Source organism: Massilia sp. ZL223 (assembly GCF_018119395.1).
In the GTDB taxonomy this organism is placed as follows: Bacteria; Pseudomonadota; Gammaproteobacteria; order Burkholderiales; family Burkholderiaceae_D; genus Telluria.
The window spans coordinates 11,253-30,340 of record NZ_JAGPWD010000011.1 but is presented as its reverse complement, the minus strand read 5'-3'; the positions used below and the strand labels follow the sequence as shown (position 1 = coordinate 30,340).

General features: G+C 67.5%; 12 protein-coding genes, 2 tRNA genes and 1 pseudogene. 11 read left to right on the top strand and 4 right to left on the bottom strand.

All coding sequences use genetic code 11. The features are described 5' to 3' along the window. Positions 1-16 precede the first annotated feature (16 nt). The 6 genes from KBW95_RS09530 (at position 17) to KBW95_RS09505 (ending at position 4,504) form a co-directional block, all read left to right on the top strand. Positions 17-784, top strand: coding sequence for a class I SAM-dependent methyltransferase (locus tag KBW95_RS09530; protein WP_211522704.1), 768 nt, complete (start codon positions 17-19; stop codon positions 782-784). Then, positions 781-1,251, top strand: coding sequence for a ribonuclease HI (rnhA, locus tag KBW95_RS09525; RefSeq protein ID WP_211528113.1), 471 nt, complete (start codon positions 781-783; stop codon positions 1,249-1,251). Before KBW95_RS09530 ends, rnhA begins: the two co-directional genes overlap by 4 nt. A gap of 62 nt (positions 1,252-1,313) precedes the next feature. Continuing rightward, on the top strand, positions 1,314-2,021 hold the full coding sequence (gene dnaQ / locus KBW95_RS09520) for a DNA polymerase III subunit epsilon (RefSeq protein WP_211522706.1): 708 nt from the start codon (positions 1,314-1,316) through the stop codon (positions 2,019-2,021). Between the two features lie 37 nt (positions 2,022-2,058). Further along, positions 2,059-2,133: transfer RNA gene (locus tag KBW95_RS09515), tRNA-Val, on the top strand. Between the two features lie 117 nt (positions 2,134-2,250). After that, positions 2,251-2,325 (top strand) — tRNA-Val (locus tag KBW95_RS09510). Positions 2,326-2,530: 205 nt separating this feature from the next. Beyond that, positions 2,531-4,504, top strand: a complete 1,974-nt coding sequence (locus KBW95_RS09505) for an MHYT domain-containing protein (RefSeq protein WP_211522707.1) — start codon at positions 2,531-2,533, stop codon at positions 4,502-4,504. 39 nt (positions 4,505-4,543) lie between these two features. On the opposite strand, the gene KBW95_RS09500 is transcribed toward KBW95_RS09505, so the two are convergent. Then, entirely contained in the window at positions 4,544-6,562 is a 2,019-nt protein-coding gene (locus KBW95_RS09500; protein ID WP_211522708.1) for a GGDEF domain-containing protein, read from the bottom strand. Positions 6,563-6,959: 397 nt separating this feature from the next. Here KBW95_RS09500 and KBW95_RS09495 point away from each other — a divergent pair, with 397 nt between their 5' ends. From KBW95_RS09495 to cphA (KBW95_RS09475), 5 genes and pseudogenes are all read left to right on the top strand, one after another. Beyond that, positions 6,960-8,363 carry an amino acid permease gene (locus KBW95_RS09495; RefSeq protein ID WP_373888780.1) on the top strand — a complete coding sequence of 468 codons (1,404 nt, stop codon included), beginning with the start codon at positions 6,960-6,962 and terminating at the stop codon, positions 8,361-8,363. 99 nt (positions 8,364-8,462) lie between these two features. Then, the gene (locus KBW95_RS09490) at positions 8,463-9,080 is read left to right on the top strand and encodes an isochorismatase family protein (protein ID WP_211528112.1); all 618 of its coding nucleotides are present in this window, start codon (positions 8,463-8,465) and stop codon (positions 9,078-9,080) included. 93 nt (positions 9,081-9,173) lie between these two features. Next, positions 9,174-10,203: pseudogene (locus tag KBW95_RS09485) on the top strand (thiamine pyrophosphate-binding protein). 142 nt (positions 10,204-10,345) lie between these two features. Continuing rightward, complete coding sequence (locus KBW95_RS09480; RefSeq protein ID WP_211522711.1) at positions 10,346-11,809, top strand: iron-containing redox enzyme family protein; 1,464 nt, start codon at positions 10,346-10,348, stop codon at positions 11,807-11,809. Positions 11,810-11,892: 83 nt separating this feature from the next. Next, positions 11,893-14,523 (top strand): cyanophycin synthetase, encoded by a 2,631-nt coding sequence (gene cphA / locus KBW95_RS09475; RefSeq protein WP_211522712.1) that lies wholly within the window; start codon positions 11,893-11,895, stop codon positions 14,521-14,523. A 65-nt stretch (positions 14,524-14,588) separates the two neighbouring features. On the opposite strand, the gene cphA (KBW95_RS09470) is transcribed toward cphA (KBW95_RS09475), so the two are convergent. The 3 genes from cphA (KBW95_RS09470) to KBW95_RS09460 are packed head-to-tail and all read right to left on the bottom strand — an operon-like array spanning position 14,589 to position 18,954. Further along, positions 14,589-17,177, bottom strand: a complete 2,589-nt coding sequence (gene cphA / locus KBW95_RS09470; RefSeq protein ID WP_211528111.1) for a cyanophycin synthetase — start codon at positions 17,175-17,177, stop codon at positions 14,589-14,591. Beyond that, positions 17,174-18,046 (bottom strand): cyanophycinase, encoded by an 873-nt coding sequence (locus KBW95_RS09465; protein WP_211522714.1) that lies wholly within the window; start codon positions 18,044-18,046, stop codon positions 17,174-17,176. The genes cphA (KBW95_RS09470) and KBW95_RS09465 overlap by 4 nt, the downstream gene beginning before the upstream one ends. Then, positions 18,043-18,954 (bottom strand): isoaspartyl peptidase/L-asparaginase, encoded by a 912-nt coding sequence (locus KBW95_RS09460; RefSeq protein WP_211522715.1) that lies wholly within the window; start codon positions 18,952-18,954, stop codon positions 18,043-18,045. Before KBW95_RS09460 ends, KBW95_RS09465 begins: the two co-directional genes overlap by 4 nt. Between the last annotated feature and the right edge of the window lie 134 nt (positions 18,955-19,088).

The window sequence follows — 19,088 nt, the reverse complement described above, 5'->3', positions numbered from 1 at the left end:
TATAGAGAAGGATGGCATGGACAGCGCCGAAAAATCCATTATAGCGCTCGACCTCTGGCTGCAATCGCAGGCGGGCGCTTACGTGCGCGCCTTCGAACAGGCCTGCCTGGACGAGCTGACTGCGGACATTTTCGGCTTCAATGCGCTGCAGATCGGCGTGCCCCAGCTGGATGCGCTGGCCGCCAACCGCATGCCCAACAAGTGGCAGGCGGCCACGCGCACCTCGACCGCGGACGAACTCGCCTTCGCGGCGGGCGGCAAGCAAATCGCGGTCGCCCTCGACTTCGCCGAGCTGCCCTTCGCCTCGCAGAGCATCGACCTGGTGGTGCTGCCGCATGTGCTGGAGTTCGCTGCCGAGCCGCACCAGGTGCTGCGCGAGGTCGAGCGGGTCCTGATTCCGGAAGGGCAGGTGATCATCTGCGGCTTCAATCCGGCCAGCCTGTGGGGCATGCGCCAGGGCGTGGCCCGCGTCACCCGCAACGACTACCTGCCGGCCTCCGGCGAATTCATTTCTATGCCGCGGCTGAAAGACTGGCTAAAATTGCTGAACCTTGGCGTGACCCGCAGCCATTTCGGCTGCTACGCGCCGCCGTGCCGGACGGCGCACTGGCTGAGCCGGTTCTCCATGCTGGAGTCCGCCGGGCGCCGCTGGTGGCCCTACCTGGGCGCGGTCTACGTCGTGCATGCGATCAAGCGGGTCAAGGGCATGCACATCATCGGACCCGCATGGAACAAGAAAACGAGCAAGCGGCCGCAAGCAGTGCCGGCCGCGAACAGAGAATGAACGAAGAACAGAATAAAGCAGCAGACAAGCTTACCAAGGTCGAGATTTTCACGGACGGCGCCTGCAAGGGCAACCCGGGCACGGGCGGATGGGGCGCGCTGCTCGTCTCCAACGGCCACGAGAAGGAAATCTTCGGCGGCGAGACCAATACCACCAACAACCGCATGGAGCTGCGCGCCGTGATCGAGGCGCTGGGCGTACTCAACCGCCCGTGCAATGTCGTGCTCCACACCGACAGCCAGTATGTCCAGAAGGGGATCTCGGAATGGATCCACGGCTGGAAGGCGCGCGGCTGGAAGACCTCGACCAGGGAGCCGGTCAAGAACGACGACCTGTGGAAGGCGCTCGACCTGGCGCAGCAGCAGCACGCCGTCGAATGGCGCTGGGTGCGCGGGCACAACGGCCATCCGGGCAACGAACGCGCCGACGTGCTGGCGAACCGGGGTGTTGCCTCGGTGCGTCGCTGAGCCGCCCGCGGTTTGCTATACTGCGCTCCGCTATAACTCATCAGTACTCATCAGTATTCCATATGCGCCAGATCGTTCTCGATACCGAAACCACCGGCCTGAATCCCCGCACGGGCGACCGCGTCATCGAGGTCGGCTGCGTCGAGATCTTCAACCGCAAGCTGACCGGCAACAACTTCCATCGCTACATCAACCCGGAACGCGATTCCGATGAGGCGGCGCTGGCGGTGCACGGCCTGACCACCGAGTTCCTGAGCGACAAGCCGAAGTTCCACGAGATCGCCGAGGAACTGCGCGCCTACATCCAGGACGCCGAGGTCATCATCCACAACGCGCCTTTCGACCTGGGCTTCCTGAACCACGAGTTCGTGCGCCTCGGCCTGCCGCCCTTCGTCGAGCACTGCAGCAGCGTGATCGACACCCTGGTGCAGGCCAAGGAACTCCATCCGGGCAAGCGCAACTCGCTGGATGCGCTGTGCGACCGCTACGAAATCTCGAACGCCCACCGCAAGCTGCACGGCGCATTGCTGGACGCCGAGCTGCTGGCCGATGTCTACCTGGCGATGACGCGCGGCCAGAATTCGCTGACCATGGATGTCGAGGTCGAAGCGAGTGCTGGCGGCGAGCTGCTGGAAGCCGTGCCGCTGGGCGAGATCATCGTGGTGGCGGCGTCCGCGGACGAACTCGCGACCCACGAAGAAGTATTGGCCGGCCTCGACAAGAACGTCAAAGGCAGCTGTGTGTGGAGAAATTATTCTCCGCAGGGGTGACGAAAGGCGCAATCTGTGCCATAATACGCCTCGCTTTGGGAGGTTAGCTCAGGGGTAGAGCACTGCATTCACACTGCAGGGGTCGCAAGTTCGAAACTTGCACTTCCCACCAGAATTCGACAGGCCAGCTTCGTGCTGGCCTGTTTCATTTCAGTCCGCGGATTTGTCTGCTTTGGCATGAAATTGCTATTTGGCATAAGTTGGCGTTTGTGTCATAATAGCGCCGCTCGGGAGGTTAGCTCAGGGGTAGAGCACTGCATTCACACTGCAGGGGTCGCAAGTTCGAAACTTGCACTTCCCACCAGAATTCTTCAGCTTCGCGCTGAAAAACGAAAAGCCACGCACCAGCGTGGCTTTTCGTTTTTCAGCATGGCGTGCCTGTCGTAAAAAGGACGACAATTCAATACGATTTGCTCTCTGCCAACTCTGTATCGCTCGTGTAGACTCGAAGCGCGGACAAATCCGGCAGTCGGGGCACGCCGGCAAACCACAACGGACGAGATTTCATCTTGAACGGCCATTACGAACCCTTCCTGGTACTGGTGTCGATCCTGGTAGCGATCATGGCGTCCTACACGGCGCTCAGCCTCGCCATGCGCGTCAAGGAATCCCAAGGCCGCGCACCGTATTTCTGGATCGCGGGCGGTGCCTTCGCCATGGGCAGCGGCATCTGGGCCATGCACTTCATCGGCATGCTGGCCTTCCGGCTGCCCATCCCCATTGCCTACGACAGCCGCATCACCTTCATTTCCTGGCTGCTGCCGGTGATCGTCTCCGGCCTCGCCTTGTGGCAGCTGCGCCACCGCCGGATCGGCGGGCGCCACCTGGCCTGGGGGGCGCTGCTGATGGGCCTGGGCATCAACGCCATGCACTACACCGGCATGACCGGCATGCGCATGGACCCTCCGATCACCTACGATCCCTGGCTGTTCGCGGCTTCGGTCGCGATCGCCATCGGGGCCTCCGCCATGGCGCTGTGGATCGCCTTCCGGCTGAACGAGAACCTGCGCTTTCCGCGCCTGGCCCAGGGCGGCGCCGCCACGGTGATGGGTTTCGCGATCGCCGGCATGCATTACACCGGCATGGCGGCGGCCCATTTCGAGGCGGGCAGCGTGTGCCGCGCCGCCGTCGATGGCGTCGACCAGGACCACCTGGCGCTGCTGGTCACGGTGGCGACCGTCGCGCTGCTCACCATCGCGCTGCTGGCCGCCATCTTCGACGCGCGCCTGGAAGCGCGCAACCGCACCCTGGCGGCTTCGCTGGAAACCGCCGCCGAGCGCCAGCAGCTCTTCCTGCGCGAGCAGAAGGCGAGGGTGGAGGCGGAGCAGCTCAACCAGCTCAAGGACGAATTCCTGGCCACGCTGTCGCACGAGCTGCGCACCCCGCTGAACGCCATGCTCGGCTGGTCCCAGCTGCTGCTGCAGGGCGCCCGCGACGAGGCGATGCTGCGGCGCGGCCTGGAGACCATCGAACGCAATGCGCGCGCCCAGTCGCAGCTGATCGAGGACATGCTCGACATGAGCCGCCTGATCGCCGGCAAGGTCCGTCTCGACGCCAAGTCGATATCGCCCGGAGAATTCGTGCTGGCGGCGGTGGAGACCGCGCGCCCGGCCGCCATGGCCAAGCGCATCCAGCTCACCACCGTGCTGGACCCCGACGCCGGCCTGGTCGCCGGCGATATCGGCCGCATGCAGCAGGTCATGTCCAACCTGATTTCCAACGCGATCAAGTTCACCGAGCCTGGCGGTAAGATCACGATCGCGCTGCGCCGCGAAGACGAGGGCGTGGCGATCGACGTCACCGACACCGGCATCGGCATCGCCCCCGATTTCCTGCCTTACGTGTTCGACCGCTTCCGCCAGGCGGACGCTTCGTCGGCGCGCCGCCATGGCGGCCTTGGCCTCGGCCTGTCCATCGCGCGCCAGCTGGTGGAGCTGCACGGCGGCACCATCAGCGTGTCCAGTCCGGGCGTCGACCAGGGCGCCACCTTCACCCTGCACCTGCCGCCGGCGCCGCAGGAAGTCCTGCCCGCGACCGTGGCCGAAGTACGCAGCCTCTATGGTGGCGGCAACGCTTCAGTCGACCTCGCCGGTCTGAGCGTCCTGGTGGTGGACGACGAGCTCGATTCGCTGGAACTGGTACAGCAGGTGCTGGCCGACACCAGGATCACCGTGCTCTCGGCCATGAGCGCACAGGAAGCGCTGCGCAGCGTCGAGCGCCACCGGCCCGATCTCCTGATCAGCGATATCGGCATGCCCCTGATGGATGGCTTCGAGCTGATCCGCCAGGTGCGCTCCCTGCGCGACGCGCAGGCGGCGAGCGTGCCGGCCATTGCCCTGACGGCGTTCTCGCGCAAGGAAGACCAGCTCAGGGCCCTGGAGGCGGGCTTCGACGAATACCTGGCCAAGCCGCTGCGCCCGGCCGTGCTGGTGCAGGCCGTGGTGGCGATCGTGGAACGCAAGGCGCTATTGCGCGCGATGTGACGATGTAACGAGGGGAAGGGCGAAAGCGGCGCCGCCCGCTCAGGGCAGGACCAGCTGCATGTCGAGTGCATCGGGCGCATCGGCGCCGGCCTCGCGCAAGCCCTCGACGATGAAGCCGCGATTGCGTCCGCTTTCCTTGCCCTTGTAGAGGGCCCGGTCGGCCAGTGCGATGGCCTGTTCCCAGCCGACGTTGCCGCCGTCCGCTTCCAGGGGCAGCGAGACCGCGCCCGCGGTTGCGCTGATGTCGATCACGGCGCCGTTCTCGAGCAGTACCGGCGTCGCGCCGATGGTGTGCAGGATGCGCTGCACCAGCAGCGGGCGCTGGGCCGGCGTCACGCCTTGCGAATACACCAGGAATTCCTCGCCGCCCCAGCGCAGCACCATGTCCGATTCGCGCACCGCCAGCCGCAGCCGGCGTCCGACTTCGATCAGCACGGCGTCGCCGGCCGCATGGCCGTAGACGTCGTTGATGCGCTTGAAGTGGTCGATGTCGAGCAGGGTGAAGCAGTCGGCGGCGTCCAGGCGCGCCGCTTCCTCCTCGGCGCGCAGGCGCATCCGTTCCTGGAACGAGCGGCGGTTGTACAGGCCGGTCAGCGGATCGTGGGCCGAGCGGTAGGCGAGTTCCTCGTTGAGTTCCGCCAGGCGCCGGCTGGTGCGCACCGACTTCTTGTACAGGAAGAATACGAAGCCGGACAGCACCAGGCCGAGCGCCGCCGCCAGCCAGGCGACCACCTGGCGCAGGCTGCGGTTGCGGATCTCGGCATCCTTGACGGCGTTTTCCTGGCGCAGGCGGTCGATCTGGGCCCCGCGCTCCTTGGCCTTGAACTGTTCCTGCAGGGCCGAGATGGCCTTGTTGCGGTCGTCCATGGCCAGTTCAGCCTGCAGCTTGTCGCGCTCGCGCGTGGTGGCCAGGGCTTCGCGGTACATCGCGGCCTTTTCCAGCGCCTGCGACTTTTCCGCCAGCAGGTTCGCCACCGCCGCCATCGCGCCCTTGTCGCGCAGCGCCGCACCCACCTCGTCGATGTAGACCATGCCTTCGCGCATGCGTCCCTGGCCGAACAGGGCGAAGCCCAGGTTGGCCTTGGCCATCTGCAGGCTGGATTGTTCCTGGATCTGCTGGGCCAGCGGCAGCGCCTCGCGCGCGACGCGCTCGGCAGCCTCGTAGCGGTGGACCTTGAGGTGGGCGTCGGCGATATTGCCGAGCACATTGGCTTCCAGCGCGCGCAATTCGTTGCCGCGGGCTAGTGTGAGCGCCTGGTCGAAGGAGACCAGGGCTTCTTCGATGCGCTTGGCCGCCACCAGGGCGCGGCCCTCGAAGAAATGCAGCGAGGCGGCGACACGCGCAGGGAGGTTGCGATGGGCGGCGCGGAATTCGCGTGTGGTCTCGAGCGCCTTGTCGGGGTCGCCGGAATTCACGTACAGGCGCGCCATCGCCAGGCGGATGTCGACTTCGCGCGGGCTCCACAGCTCCGGATGGCGCTGGACGATCTCCAGCCCGCGCAGGTAATGGTGGAGCGCGCGGTCGAACTGGCCCATGGCGTTGTAGGCCATGCCGGTGACGACCTCGAAACTGGCAGCGAATTCCAGGTTGCCCAGGTCGCGGTAGCGCGCGTCCAGGGTTTCCAGCAGGGCCAGGGCGGCCACCGGTTCGTTGCTGTCCAGCTGGCGGTTGATGCGCACCAGGCTCGCCAGGGCGATATTCACCGGGTCGCGTTCCGCCTCGGCCAGCTGCATGATGCGTTCGTTGACCTCGTAGGCCTCGCGCAGCTTGCCGGCGTCGTTCTGGACCCGGCGCAGCAGGCGCAGGTACTGGATGCGGACCGCATAGGGAGCGGCGTCGTGCAGGGCGTCCGCTTCGGCCAGCAGGGCCGCGCGCGCCTTGACGTTGCTGCGCTCGGACAGCTCCGCCAGTTCGCGCAAGCGCTGCTCGGGCTCGGCGGCGTAGGCGGATAGAGGCAGGGGCAGGGTCAGGGCAAGGGCCAACAGCCCGGACGGACCGGCCCGGTGCAGCGCACGGAGCGCTCGCGTCGCCCCAGGCTTGGGCTGTCGAATCTTCATCTGGTGGCGGTGGCTGCCGGGCTGGTTGGTGGGTGAGCTGTGCCGGCTATCCTGAGGGCGGTGGCCGGCGGGCCGAAATGTGTCCATCCATTATGAAAGCTTGATCTGTGGAAAGCAAGCAAGATTCCTGACGGAGGGTGTTTACACAACGACCCGTTTTGGACTATTCATCGAAGAATTGAAGCCTATTCATCACTTTGCTTTGATTCCTAACAACATTCTGGCGATAATGGCGCGTCTGCAAAAAATCCGGCATCCTGCGGGCGCTTGCACAGGCGGTTTCGGGTCGGGCATGCGTGGCACCCAACGCATGTCGCATAGCGGCGTCGCATGAACTGTGGCGTGGCAATAAGGACAAGACGCGGAACCAAACTATTTTTTGATTGGAGAACATGTAGTGAGTCTTTTCAGAACCAAGAATCTTGACACCATGGTGGCGGCTGCCCGCACCCCTGGCGGACTGAAGAAAGTCCTGGGTCCTTTCGACCTCGTCCTGATGGGCATCGGCGCCATCGTCGGCACCGGTATCTTCGTGCTCACCGGCACGGGCGCCGTCACCGCCGGCCCCGCGCTGACCGTCTCCTTCGTCATCGCGGCCCTGGCCTGCGCCTTCGCCGCCCTGTGCTATGCCGAATTCGCCTCGACCGTGCCGGTCGCCGGCTCGATTTACACCTATAGCTACGCTACCCTGGGCGAGCTGGTGGCCTGGATGATCGGCTGGGACCTGCTGCTCGAGTACGGCCTGGCCACCTCGACCGTGGCCGTGGGCTGGTCGGGCTACTTCCAGTCGCTGCTCAAGGGCATCGGCGTGGTGCTGCCGGAGGCGCTGCGCGGCGCGCCGGGCGCGATCCCGGGCGTGAACACCATGTTCAACCTGCCGGCCTTCCTGATCATGATGGTCCTGACCTTCCTGCTGTCGCTGGGCGTGCGCGAATCGGCCCGCCTGAACAACATCATGGTGCTGATCAAGACCGGCGTCGTGCTGCTGTTCATCTTTGTCGGCGTCAACTACGTCAAGCCGGATAACTGGCAGCCGTTCATGCCCTTCGGCATGGGTGGCGTGATGAGCGCGGCCGCACTGGTGTTCTTCGCCTTCATCGGCTTCGACGCCGTCACCTCGGCCGCCGAGGAAGTCAAGAATCCGAGCAAGGACCTGCCGATCGGCATCATCGGTTCGCTGGCCGTCTGCACCGTGCTGTACGTGGCGGTGGCGGCGATCATGACCGGCATCGTTCCCTTCATGGACTTCAAGGGCATCGACCACCCGGTCTCGCTGGCCCTGCAGGTCGCCGGCCAGAACTGGGTCGCCGGCTTCGTCGACCTGGCGGCGATCCTGGGCATGAGCACCGTGATCCTGGTGATGGCCTACGGCCAGACCCGCATCCTGTTCGCCATGTCGCGCGACGGCCTGCTGCCGAAGAAGCTGTCGAAGGTGCACCCGAAATACGGCACCCCGTTCTTCGCCACCTGGATGGTCGGCATCATCTTCGGTCTGATCGCCGCCGTGGTGCCGCTGGGCGTGCTGGCCGAGCTGGTCAACATCGGCACCCTGGCCGCCTTCTCGCTGGTGTCGGTGGCCGTCATCATCCTGCGCAAGAACCGTCCGGACCTGCACCGCGCCTTCCGCTGCCCGGGCGTGCCGGTGATCCCGGCCCTGGCCGTCGTGTTCTGCCTGGCCCTGATGTCCTTCCTGAGCTGGCATACCTGGGTCGCCTTCATCGTCTGGCTGCTGATCGGCCTGGTGGTGTACTTCGGCTATGCGCGCCAGCGCTCGCTGCTGAACCCGGCGGCACAGGCTTGAAGCACCGCCGCTGCGGCGGCAACGTGGTAAGCTAGGCAAGTGGGCGCGCCATCCGGTGCGCCCACATGCGCAACTGCCCAATCATTGCGGAGATCTTCAATGAGCGCCATCGTGCTCGGCCAGGCCGACGCCCTCCTGATCGTCGACATGCAGCTCGACTTCCTGCCGGGCGGCAGCCTTGGGGTACCCCAGGGCGACCGCGTCGTCGCGCCGATCAACACGCTGATCGATCTCTACCATGCGCGGCGCCTGCCGGTCTACGCTTCGCGCGACTGGCATCCTCCCGAACATTGCTCCTTCGGCGCCCAGGGCGGCCCCTGGCCGCCGCACTGCGTGGCCGGCACCGAAGGCGCGCGCTTCAGTCCCGCGCTCCAGCTGCGCGACGACACCATCATCGTCTCCAAGGCCGACACGGCCGAGGTGGACGCCTATTCCGCCTTCAGCGGCACCGGCCTGGCCGACGCCATGCGCCGGCGCGGCATCTCGCGCGTCGCCGTGTGCGGACTGGCCACCGATTACTGCGTGCTCAACACCGTCCTGGACGGCATCAAGGAAGGCTTCGAAGTCTTGCTGGTGCCCGAAGCGGTGCGCGCGGTGGACGTGCGGCCCGGCGATGGCGACCACGCCGTGGCGCGCATGCTGCGCCAGGGCGCGGTGCCGGTGCGCCTCTCCGGCGGCCATCTGGTGGCCGACGTCCTGCTCGGCGCGCAGCTGTAAGCCGGTCCCGGCTTGTGCGCGTTTGCGCACAGTCCGCCTTCGATCTTTCTCCTAGAGTGCTGCTTCACATGGTGCGCACGGACGGAGGGCGGGATGGCCACTTGCGGCGATTTTCTTCTTGAGCGGCTGGCGCGCTGGGGCGTGCGCCGCATCTACGGCTATCCCGGCGACGGCATCAACGGCATCCTGGGCGCCTTCGGCCGCCAGGACCGCATCGAGTTCGTCCAGACCCGGCATGAAGAGATGGCCGCCTTCATGGCCTGCGGCCACGCCAAGTTCACGGACGAGGCGGGCGTCTGCCTGGCGACGTCCGGGCCCGGCGCCATCCACCTCCTGAACGGTCTCTACGACGCCAAGCTCGACCACCAGCCGGTGGTGGCCATCGTCGGCCAGCAGCAGCGTGCGCGAGAGCCGCGCCCGGCTGGACGAGCGGGCGCGGCGGCCGGGGAAACCGGTCAATCCGCAGCGCGCCTTCAGCGAGCTGTCGGCACGCCTGCCGGATGACGCGATCCTGGCGGGCGATTCCGGCTCGGTCGCCGCCTGGTACGCACTGCACCTGCAGGTGAAGGAAGGCATGATGGCCTCGCTGTCGGGCGGCCTGGCCACGATGGGCTCGGCGCTGCCGTATGCCTTCGCGGCCAAGATGGCGCATCCCGGTCGCCCGGTGATCGCCCTGGCCGGCGATGGCGCGATGCAGATGAACGGCATCAATTGCCTGATGACGGTCGCGCGCCATTGCGGACGCTGGGACCATCCCTGCTTTGTGGTCCTCGTGCTCAACAACCGCGACCTCAACTTCGTGACCTGGGAACAGCGCGGGATGCAGGGCGAACCCAAGTTCGCGGCCTCGCAGGAGCTGCCCGACTTTTCCTACGCGGCCTTCGCGCGCATGCTCGGCCTCGAAGGCGAGCGCGTCGACGATCCGGACGCCCTGGGGCCCGCCCGGGACCGGGCGCTGAAGGCGGGCCGGCCCTTCGTCCTCGAAGTGATGGCCGATCCGAATATTCCTCCGCTGCCGCCGCAGACGGTCGACAAGCAGGAGGCCCAGGTCGAGGAAGCGATCGCCAAGGGCGACCCGGAAGGCGCCGACGCGCGGCGCGGCGTCGGCCAGCAGGGCGAGTGAGTGTCGGCGGGGATGACAATTTGTTATTTTTTTGTAATCCCTTTCTTACATCTTCGCAGCGCGCCTACCGATTCTCGTACAAATGACCAGTCCGGATAATGGGTGCATCGTCGTCAAGACCAATTAGAATCGTCGAGCACCCATGAATCACATGCTGTTAGCCGAAGCGCCGGCCAGCGCCGCTCCACAAGAGGCGGGCGTGGCTGGAGAGGCGAAGAAGGTGTATTTCTCGCTGTACGCGGACCCCGCATCGATGCCCGAGCAAGCCCAGGACTTCCTGCGCGAGCAGATCGCAGTGGCGTCCAGGCTGCCTGCCGACCTTCCCGCGAGCATCCACGAGCTGCCGGCCTGGATCGAGCAACGCACCGATGCCGTCGGCGCCCAGTACCGCGACTACCTGGCCGCGCGCAAGGCGGGCGCCCCGCGCCGCTATTTTCATTGCCGCTCCCATGCGCTGTATTTCATCAAGGGCGCCGCGCCGACCAAGCTGGTCGACGGCGCCTGGCTCTACGGCCTGCTGCGCCAATGGGACAACCAGGCCTATCACCACCTGATCAAGACCTATCTCGAGGAGCTGGGCGAGGGCGTGCCTGACAAGAACCACGTCACCATCTACCGCAAGCTGCTGGCGACCCATGGCTGCGAAGACTGGGAACAGCTGGACGACGAACACTTCCTGCAGGGCGCGATCCAGCTGGTGCTGGGCCACCACGCCGACCGCTTCCTGCCCGAAGTCATCGGCTACAACCTCGGCTACGAGCAACTGCCGCTGCACCTCTTGATCACCTCCTACGAGCTGAACGAGCTGGGCATCGATCCCTATTATTTCACCCTGCACGTCACGGTCGACAACGCCGCCAGCGGCCATGCCCGCAAGGCAGCCCAGGCCCTGGCCGACCTGATGCCGCGCGTCGGCGACCGGGAGGCCTTCTACCGCCGCGTGCTGGACGGCTACCGCCTGAACGACTTGGGCGCGAGCACCATCTCGGTGATTTCCGAGTTCGACCTGCAGGCCGAACTGGTCAGCATCCTGGCGGCGAAGAGCAAGGTCGGCAAGAACATGCACTCCGACTACTGCCGCGTCGCCGGCCGCTCGGTCAACGATTGGCTGGCCGAGCCCGGCCGCATCCCCGACTTCCTGGCGGCGCTCGAGAAGGCCGGCTGGATCAAGCGCGGCGAGGACCCGGAAAACAGCCGTTTCTGGCGCCTGATCCACGGCGAGCGCGCCGAGATGTTCGGCGTCTTCAACGCCTATGAGCAGCAGGTGCTGCGCGACTGGATCATGAGCTCGCCCGATGCCGGGGCGGGACGCAATATGGCGGCGGCGCCGCGCGTGCTGACCCACCGGGCGCGCCAGCGTACCCTCGACACCCTGGGCCAGCATGCCGAGCGCGGCATCGCCTTCCCGGAGCGCGGGCTGATCCGCCGTCACCCGCGCCTGGAAGAGCCGGACAACGAGCTGCGCCTGCTGGAGCAGCAAGTGGCGGCGGCCAGCGGCAAGCAGGAAGCGATGGACCTGCTCGCCGGGCTGATGTCGCCCGAGGTGCACCACACCGCGGCGGGCCTGATGGCCACCCGCATGTACACGCAGCTATTCGACGCCTGAGTCGTCCGGCTGCATTTGGAAAGGGCGTCCCGTGGGCGCCCTTTCTGCGATTGAACGTATTGAGATTTTACAAGGAACCACCGGTGCAAATCCTCGAACAACGTTTTTTGCGTGGCCCGAACGTGCACGCCGATTCGCCTTGCCTGCTCTCCGTGATCGACCTGGAAGACCTGTATGGCCGCTCCACCCGCGACCTGCCAAGCTTTAACGAAGCCTTGCTGGACTTGCTGCCTTCGCTGCACGGGCAGCTCCTGCCGACCGGCCAGCCCGGCGGCTTCGCCCAGCGCCTGCGCGAAGGCACTTATCTCGGACGGGTGGTCGAGCATGTCACGCTCGACCTGCAGACCCAGGCCGGCGCGCCGGCCAGCTATGGCCGCACGCGCCCCGTGGCCGGCCACCCGGGCCAATTCCGCATCGTGTGCGCCTACCAGTGCGAAAAACTGGCCCAGCCGGCCTTCCAGCTCGCGGTCGACCTGGTCACCGCGCTGGCCCGTGGCGAGGACTTCGACATCGCGCCGCGCCTCGAAGAACTGCACGACATCGCCGAGCGCTACGCCATCGGCACCAGCACCGCGGCGGTGCTGGCCGCGGCCCACGAGCGCGGCATTCCGACCCAGCGCATCACCGAGGAAGCGAACCTGTTCCTGCTCGGCTGGGGCGTGAAGCAGAAGCGCCTGCGCGCCACCACCACCGGCGACACCAGCTTCATCGCGGTGAAGATCGCCAGCGACAAGCAGCTGACCAAGGTCCTGCTCAAGGAAGCCGGCGTACCGGTGCCGGAGGGCGAGACCGTCACCACGCTCGCGGCCGCCCAGCGCGTCGCCGCGCGCCTCAAGGTCCCGGTGACCGTCAAGCCGCTCGACGCCAACCAGGGCAAGGGCGTGACGGTGGACTGCCGCACGCCGGACGACGTGGCCGCGGCTTTCGAGTTCGCGCGCCAGTACGGCCGCCAGATCATCGTCGAGCGCCACGTCGAGGGCCGCGATTACCGCGTGCTGGTGGCGGGCGGCCGTGTCGCGGCCGCGTCCTGCCGCCGTCCCGCCCATGTGGTCGGCGACGGCCGCCTGACGGTGCGCGAGCTGGTCGAGCTCGAGAACCGCAATCCGGCGCGCGGCGAGGGCCACACGAATATCCTGACCCAGATCGCCCTCGACGAACACGCGGCCGACATGCTGGCGCGCCAGGGATTCACATTCGACTCGGTGCCGGCGGCCGGCGTGACGGCCGAGCTGCGCGGCAACGCCAACCTGTCCACCGGCGGCACCGCGGAAGACGTGACCGACCTGCTGCCCGAATCCACGCGCGCCCTGTGCGTGCGCGCGGCCGCCAAGATCGGCCTGGACGTGGCGGGCATCGACATCGTCTGCCGCGATATCTCCCAACCGCTGGCGGCGCAGGGCGGGGCGGTGATCGAGGTCAACGCGGCGCCGGGCATCCGTATGCACCAGTACCCGTCCAGCGGCACGCCGCGCGACGCCGGCGACGCCATCGTCGAAGGCCTGATGGGCAGTTCCGACGGCCGCATCCCGCTGGTGGCCGTGACCGGCACCAACGGCAAGACCACCACCACCTTGCTGATTGCGCACACGGTGCGCATGGCCGGCCTGGTGACGGGCGTGACCACCACCGAGGGCGTGTTCATCGACGGCAAGCAGATCGTCAAGGGCGACTGCACCGGCTACTGGTCGGCGCGCACCGTGCTGTCGGCGCCGGATGTCGAGTTCGCGGTGCTGGAGACGGCGCGCGGCGGCCTGCTCAAGCGCGGCCTGGCCTTCGACCGCTGCGACGTGGGCGTGGTGCTGAACGTGGCTGCCGACCACCTCGGGCTGGACGGGATCGACACGATCGAGGACCTGGCCCAGGTCAAGGCGGTGGTCGCGCTGTCGGCGTCCAGGGCGGCGGTACTGAATGCCGAGGACGCCCTGTGCGTGGCCATGGCGCGCCGGGTCAAGCCGGGCGCCGAGATCATCTTCTTCTCGATGGATGCGGAGAATCCGGTGCTGCTCAAGCACCTGGAAGACGGCGGGCGCGGCGTGTACGCCCAGGACGGCGCCCTGGTGGTGGCGGACGGCAGCCGCCACCAGGCCCTGGTGAAGATCGAGAGCATGCCGGTCACCTTCAACGGCAGCGCGCGCTTCAACATCGCGAACTGCCTGGCGGCGGCCGCGGCCCTGATGGCGTCGGGCCTGTCGCACCTGGAGATCGCCACCGGCCTGTCGACCTTCGAGTCCAACGGCCGCACCAATCCGCTGCGCACCAATATGTTCGACGTGCGCGGCGTGACCGTGATCGTCGACTACGCCCACAACGCCGCCGCCTACGCGGCGATGGCCGAGATGGCGCGCGCCATGCTGCCGCGCCAGCTGGTGGGCATCGTCACCGCTCCGGGCGACCGCCGCGACGAGGATCTGCACGAGATCGGCGTGGTCTGCGGCGAGCGTTTCGACGAGCTGGTGGTGTACGAGTCGCAAAGCCGCGGCCGTCCGGTGGGCGACGCCGTCGACCTGATATTGGGGGGCGCGGAAGAGGCGATCGGCATGAGCGATACCTTGCACCGCGAAATCGAGGTGGGCAAGGCGATCCGCCTGGGCCTGAGCTTGTGCCAGCCGGGCGACGTGCTGGTGTTCGCCTGCGGTTCCTCGTTGCAGGTATTCATCGAAGCGATCCGGGTCGACGATCCGGAGAGTGCGGACCTGATCGCGGCGCAGGTGTAAGCGCCCCGCGAGAGGCAAAAAGAAAAGGGCTCCGCGAGGAGCCCTTCTTTATTGGGTGGCTTGGCTCAGATAGCCGCCGCCTCGATCCGCTCCGCGAGATCCGGCCGGGTAGGACGCAGCGCCTCGGTCAGTTCCGAGATCGAGGAGCCGCAGCCGAACACCAGGACATCGCCCGGTTCGCACAGGCTCAGGCCGAGGCGGATCGCGCTGTGCACGTCGAGCTCGATGCGCATTCGCTCGCTGTCGATGCGCCCGAGGCGGGCGCCGCGCGCCAGCATGGCGGCGGTCTCGCCGTCAGGGCGTCCGCGGTTTTCCGTCTCGTAGATCACCAGTTCGTCGAAGCCGGCAGCGCAGGTCTGGCCCACGTCGACCAGGTCGGCGTCGCGGCGGTCGCCGGGCGCCGCCACGACACCCACCAATCGGCCCGGCGTCATGGCACGGGCGGTCTCCGCCAGCGCGGCATAGGCGGCCGGATTGTGCGCGTAGTCGACGATCACGGTCACGCCGTCGACGTCGAACAGGTTCGAGCGCAGCGGATTGTGCTTGCTGTCCGAAACGAAGCTGCGCAGGCCGTCCGCGATCTCGGCATTGCCGAAGCCGCAGGCCGTCAGCGCCGCCGCCGCGGCCATGGCGTTGGCGATGTTGTAGCGCGCGCGGCCGTCCAGGGACACCGGCATCTCGCGCACGTCCAGCAGCGCCTCGTGGCGCAGGCCGTTGGCCAGCACCATGGTCGAGTCCTGCAGGTAGACCGCGCGCCCGCCATGCTCCACGTGGCGCAGCAGCACCGGATCCTCGGCGTCGAGGGCGAAGTAGATCGGCTCGACGCCGTCTTCCAGCTCATCGGCCATCCGCACGCACCATTCGTCCTCGGCGTTGAGCACCACCGCGCGCCTGGCCCGCTTGGCCACCACCGCCTTGACCCTGGCCAGGTCTTCGATGGTGTCGATGCCGTCCAGGCCGAGGTGGTCGGCGGAGACGTTCAGCACCACCGACACGTCGCAGCGGTCGTAGGCCAGGCCGCGCCTGAGGATGCCGCCGCGCGCCGTTTCCAATACGGCGAAGTCGACGTCCGGCGCCGACAGCACGCTGCGCGCCGAATGGTAGCCGGTGCAGTCGCCTTCGCGCATCAGGTGGCCCTGGACATGGACGCCACTGGTGGTGGTCACGCCGTCGCGCAGGCCGGCCATGCGCACCGTGTGGCCGATCAGCAGACTGGTGGTGGTCTTGCCGTTGGTGCCGGTGACCGCGACCACCGGGATGCGGCCGTCGCACTGGCCGAACAGCGCCTCGGCGATGGCGTCGCCCGCGTCGCGCGGCGTGCCGCGGCTCGGGTACTGGTGCATGCGGATGCCGGGCGCCGCGTTGACCTCGATGATTCCGCCTTTCTGCGCGCGCAGCGGCTGGGCGATGTCGCGGCAGACGATGTCGATACCCGCCACGTCCAGGCCGATGGTCCGCGCGGCGCGGATGCAGATGTCGCGCGTCTCCTCGGGCAGCAGGTCGGTCACGTCCTCGGCGGTGCCGCCGGTGGACAGGTTGGCGTTGCCGCGCAGGTCGGCATGGACGCCTTCCGGCAGTACGGTGTCGAGATCGAAGCCCTGCCTCGCCAGGGTCTCCTGCGCCAGGCCGTCGAGCGGAATCCTGGTGAGGATATTGGTGTGTCCGTCGCCGCGCGCCGGGTTGCGGTTTTCCAGTTCGACCAGTTCGCGGATGGTCGAGCGGCCGTCCCCCGTGACGCAGGGCGGGCGGCGCCAGGAGGCGGCCGCGATCCTGTCGCCGGTGACCAGCACGCGGTAGTCGCGGCCCTCCAGGAATTCCTCCACGATGACGTGGCGTCCGTAGCGGCGCGCGTGCTCCCAGGCGCGCGCCACGTCTTCAAGCGTGCGGCAATCGACGGTCACGCCCTTGCCCTGGTTGGCGTCCAGCGGCTTGAGCGTGACCGGGCCGCCGAGGCGGCGCGCCACGCGCTGGGCCTGCTCCAGGCTGGTGACCGTGTCGCCGCCCGGGACCGGGACGCCGGCCTGGTCGAGCAGGGCCTTGGTCAGCTGCTTGTCGCTGGCGATGCCGACCGCGATCGAATTGGTGGCCCCGGTGATCGTGGCCTGCAGCCGTCTCTGGCGGCTGCCCCAGCCGAGCTGGAACAGGTTCGCCTCGTCGGTCAGGCGCAGCGACGGGATGCCGCGCCTCTGGGCCGCCGCCAGCACCGCGGCGGTGCTGGTCCCGACCGCGTGCCTTTCGGCCAGGCCGTGCAGCCTGGTGACGGCCGCGTCCAGGTCGAAGTCCTTGCCGGCAGCCAGCGCATCGAGCAGCGCCATGGCCTCGTCCAGCGCGGCGACGGCGACCTGTTCGATGGTGTAGCCGCAGACTACCCGGCGGCGCCCCGCCTGGTTTGGGACCGGAAGGCTAAGACTGAACACGCCGGGTGCGCCTGCGAGACGCTGCAATTCCATCACGACCGCCTCGAGGGCGTCGACGGGAAGGCCGTCGTCGGCCAGGCGCACCGCCGCCTCGGCAGGCAGCGCGGGAAGCAGCTCGAGCAGGCGGGCGGCGAAGACTTGTCTGGGACCGGCCCGGTCGTCGATGACCGCCATCAGGCAGGGGCTGGCGGCGTACAGGTTGGGGCCGCGCAGGACGCGTCGTTCCTTGATTCTCATGAAATCGGGTTCCGTTTGGTGACGTTTTCCAGGAAGTCGAGCAGCGGGGCCGGCAGGCTGTTGGCCTTGGCCGCGTCGCCGCCCGGCAGGCGGTATTGGCTGCCCGCCGGCAGCAGGTGCAAGCGGACGTCGATCAGTTCGGGCGTGTCGCGATCGGCGATGTCGGCGACGTTGGAGATCATGGTGCGGCCGTCCACGACCGTGACCGCGCCTTGCCCCAGGACCTCGATGCCGACGCCGCGCTCGACCACGAGGGCCGTGTCCTCGTCGATGCCGATCCCCTGCAGGTAGGGGTTCTGCGCGACCACGGTCAGCAGGCGCGACAGGCGCTGGCGTTCCGAGAAGTGCTGGTCGATGACGACGCGGTGCAGGAAGCCCAGGCCGGCGCCGAGGCTCACCGCCCCCTTTTCAGGGCGGATCTCGGCCCGGCCCTGGGCCAGCATGTGGCCCGACATGGCGGAGGCGCCCGCGCTGGTGCCGCCGATGGTGGCGCCGCGAAGCTTCAGCGCCTTGTGCATCTCCAGATCCAGCGCGGTGCCGCCGATCAGGGCCAGCAGGCGCTTCTGGTCGCCGCCGGTCATGAAGATGCCGTCGGCCTCGGCGATCTGGCGCACGTAGTCCGCGCTGTTGGCGTCCTGCCGGCTGGTCACTTCGAGATGGCTGTGACGCGTCACCCCCAGCGCGCTGAAGGCGTCGTCGTACATTTTCCACATGTGGTCCGCGATCTGGCTGGCGGCTGTGATCACGATGATTCTTGCGTCCGCCCCGCCGCACAGCTCGACGAAGCGGCTCAGGATCGGCATGTCGTCCTTGCGGTCTTCGCTGCCGCCGATAATGACCAGGTGGCCGTTCTTCTGCTGTTCGCTCATCGCTGGGTCATCCTCGCCTGCGGCATGCCGCGGTTGCTGCAGGCGCCCGACTCCTGGCGGCTGACCGCGATCAGGCCGACCGCCACGTCCTTGCCGAACAGGTCGATGCCGCGCTGCAGGGCTTGTGCGAGAAGCATCCCTTCCGCGATCCAGCCGTAGACGGTGCGCGCCAGCAGATGGCGCACGATGTGCTCGCCGATGCCGGTCGCCGCCACCGCGCCTTCCGGACCCGCAAAGAAGCCGCTGCCGATGATCGGACTGTCCCCTACGCGCCCCAGCAGGGACGGAGCCGAGCCGCCGGTCGAGGTGGCGACGGCGAAGTGCCCGTCCGGGCCGCGCACCACCGCGCCCACGGTGTCGCAGGCGCTGGCCTCGGGCAATTCGAGGGGGCTGTTGTAGTTCCAGATACGGCCGAAGACCGAATTGTCGACGCCGGGCATCACCGGCACCGAGCCGGCCATCTGGGCCATCAGCTTGCGGTGTTCGGCGCGCTGGCGTTCGGTGAGCGGCAGGCTTTCCGGCAGTCCGATGGCGCGCGCGAAGCGCTGGGCGCCTTCGCCGGCCAGCATCCAGTGCGGAGTATCGGCAATGGCGCGCGCCAGCTGGACCGGATTCTTCACGTCCTGCACGCAGGCGACCGCGCCCAGGCGGCCGCGGGTGTCCATGATCGAGGCGTCCATTTCGACCGTGGCGCCGTCCAGGCACAGCACGGCGCCGCTGCCGGCATTCAGGCGCCCATCGTCTTCGAGCGTGGTGACGGCAATGATGGCGGCATCGAGCGCGTCGCCATTGACTTCCAGTTGCCCGAGCGCGCGGCGCGCGGCGAGCACGCAGGCGTCCTCGTGGTCGACGGACGCGCCGGCGCCGCCGTGCACCACGACGGCGCCGGCTTGTTTGGTGTGACTCATGTTGTCCTGTTCCTCTTCATTGTTGTCTTGGCGTGAATGCAAGGCTCGATCACGCTGAGTGATGAAAATTATGCAAGATCGCGGCCGCGCACCATATCGGTTGCATTGCCGTGCGCATGTAAGAGGGTGCTTAC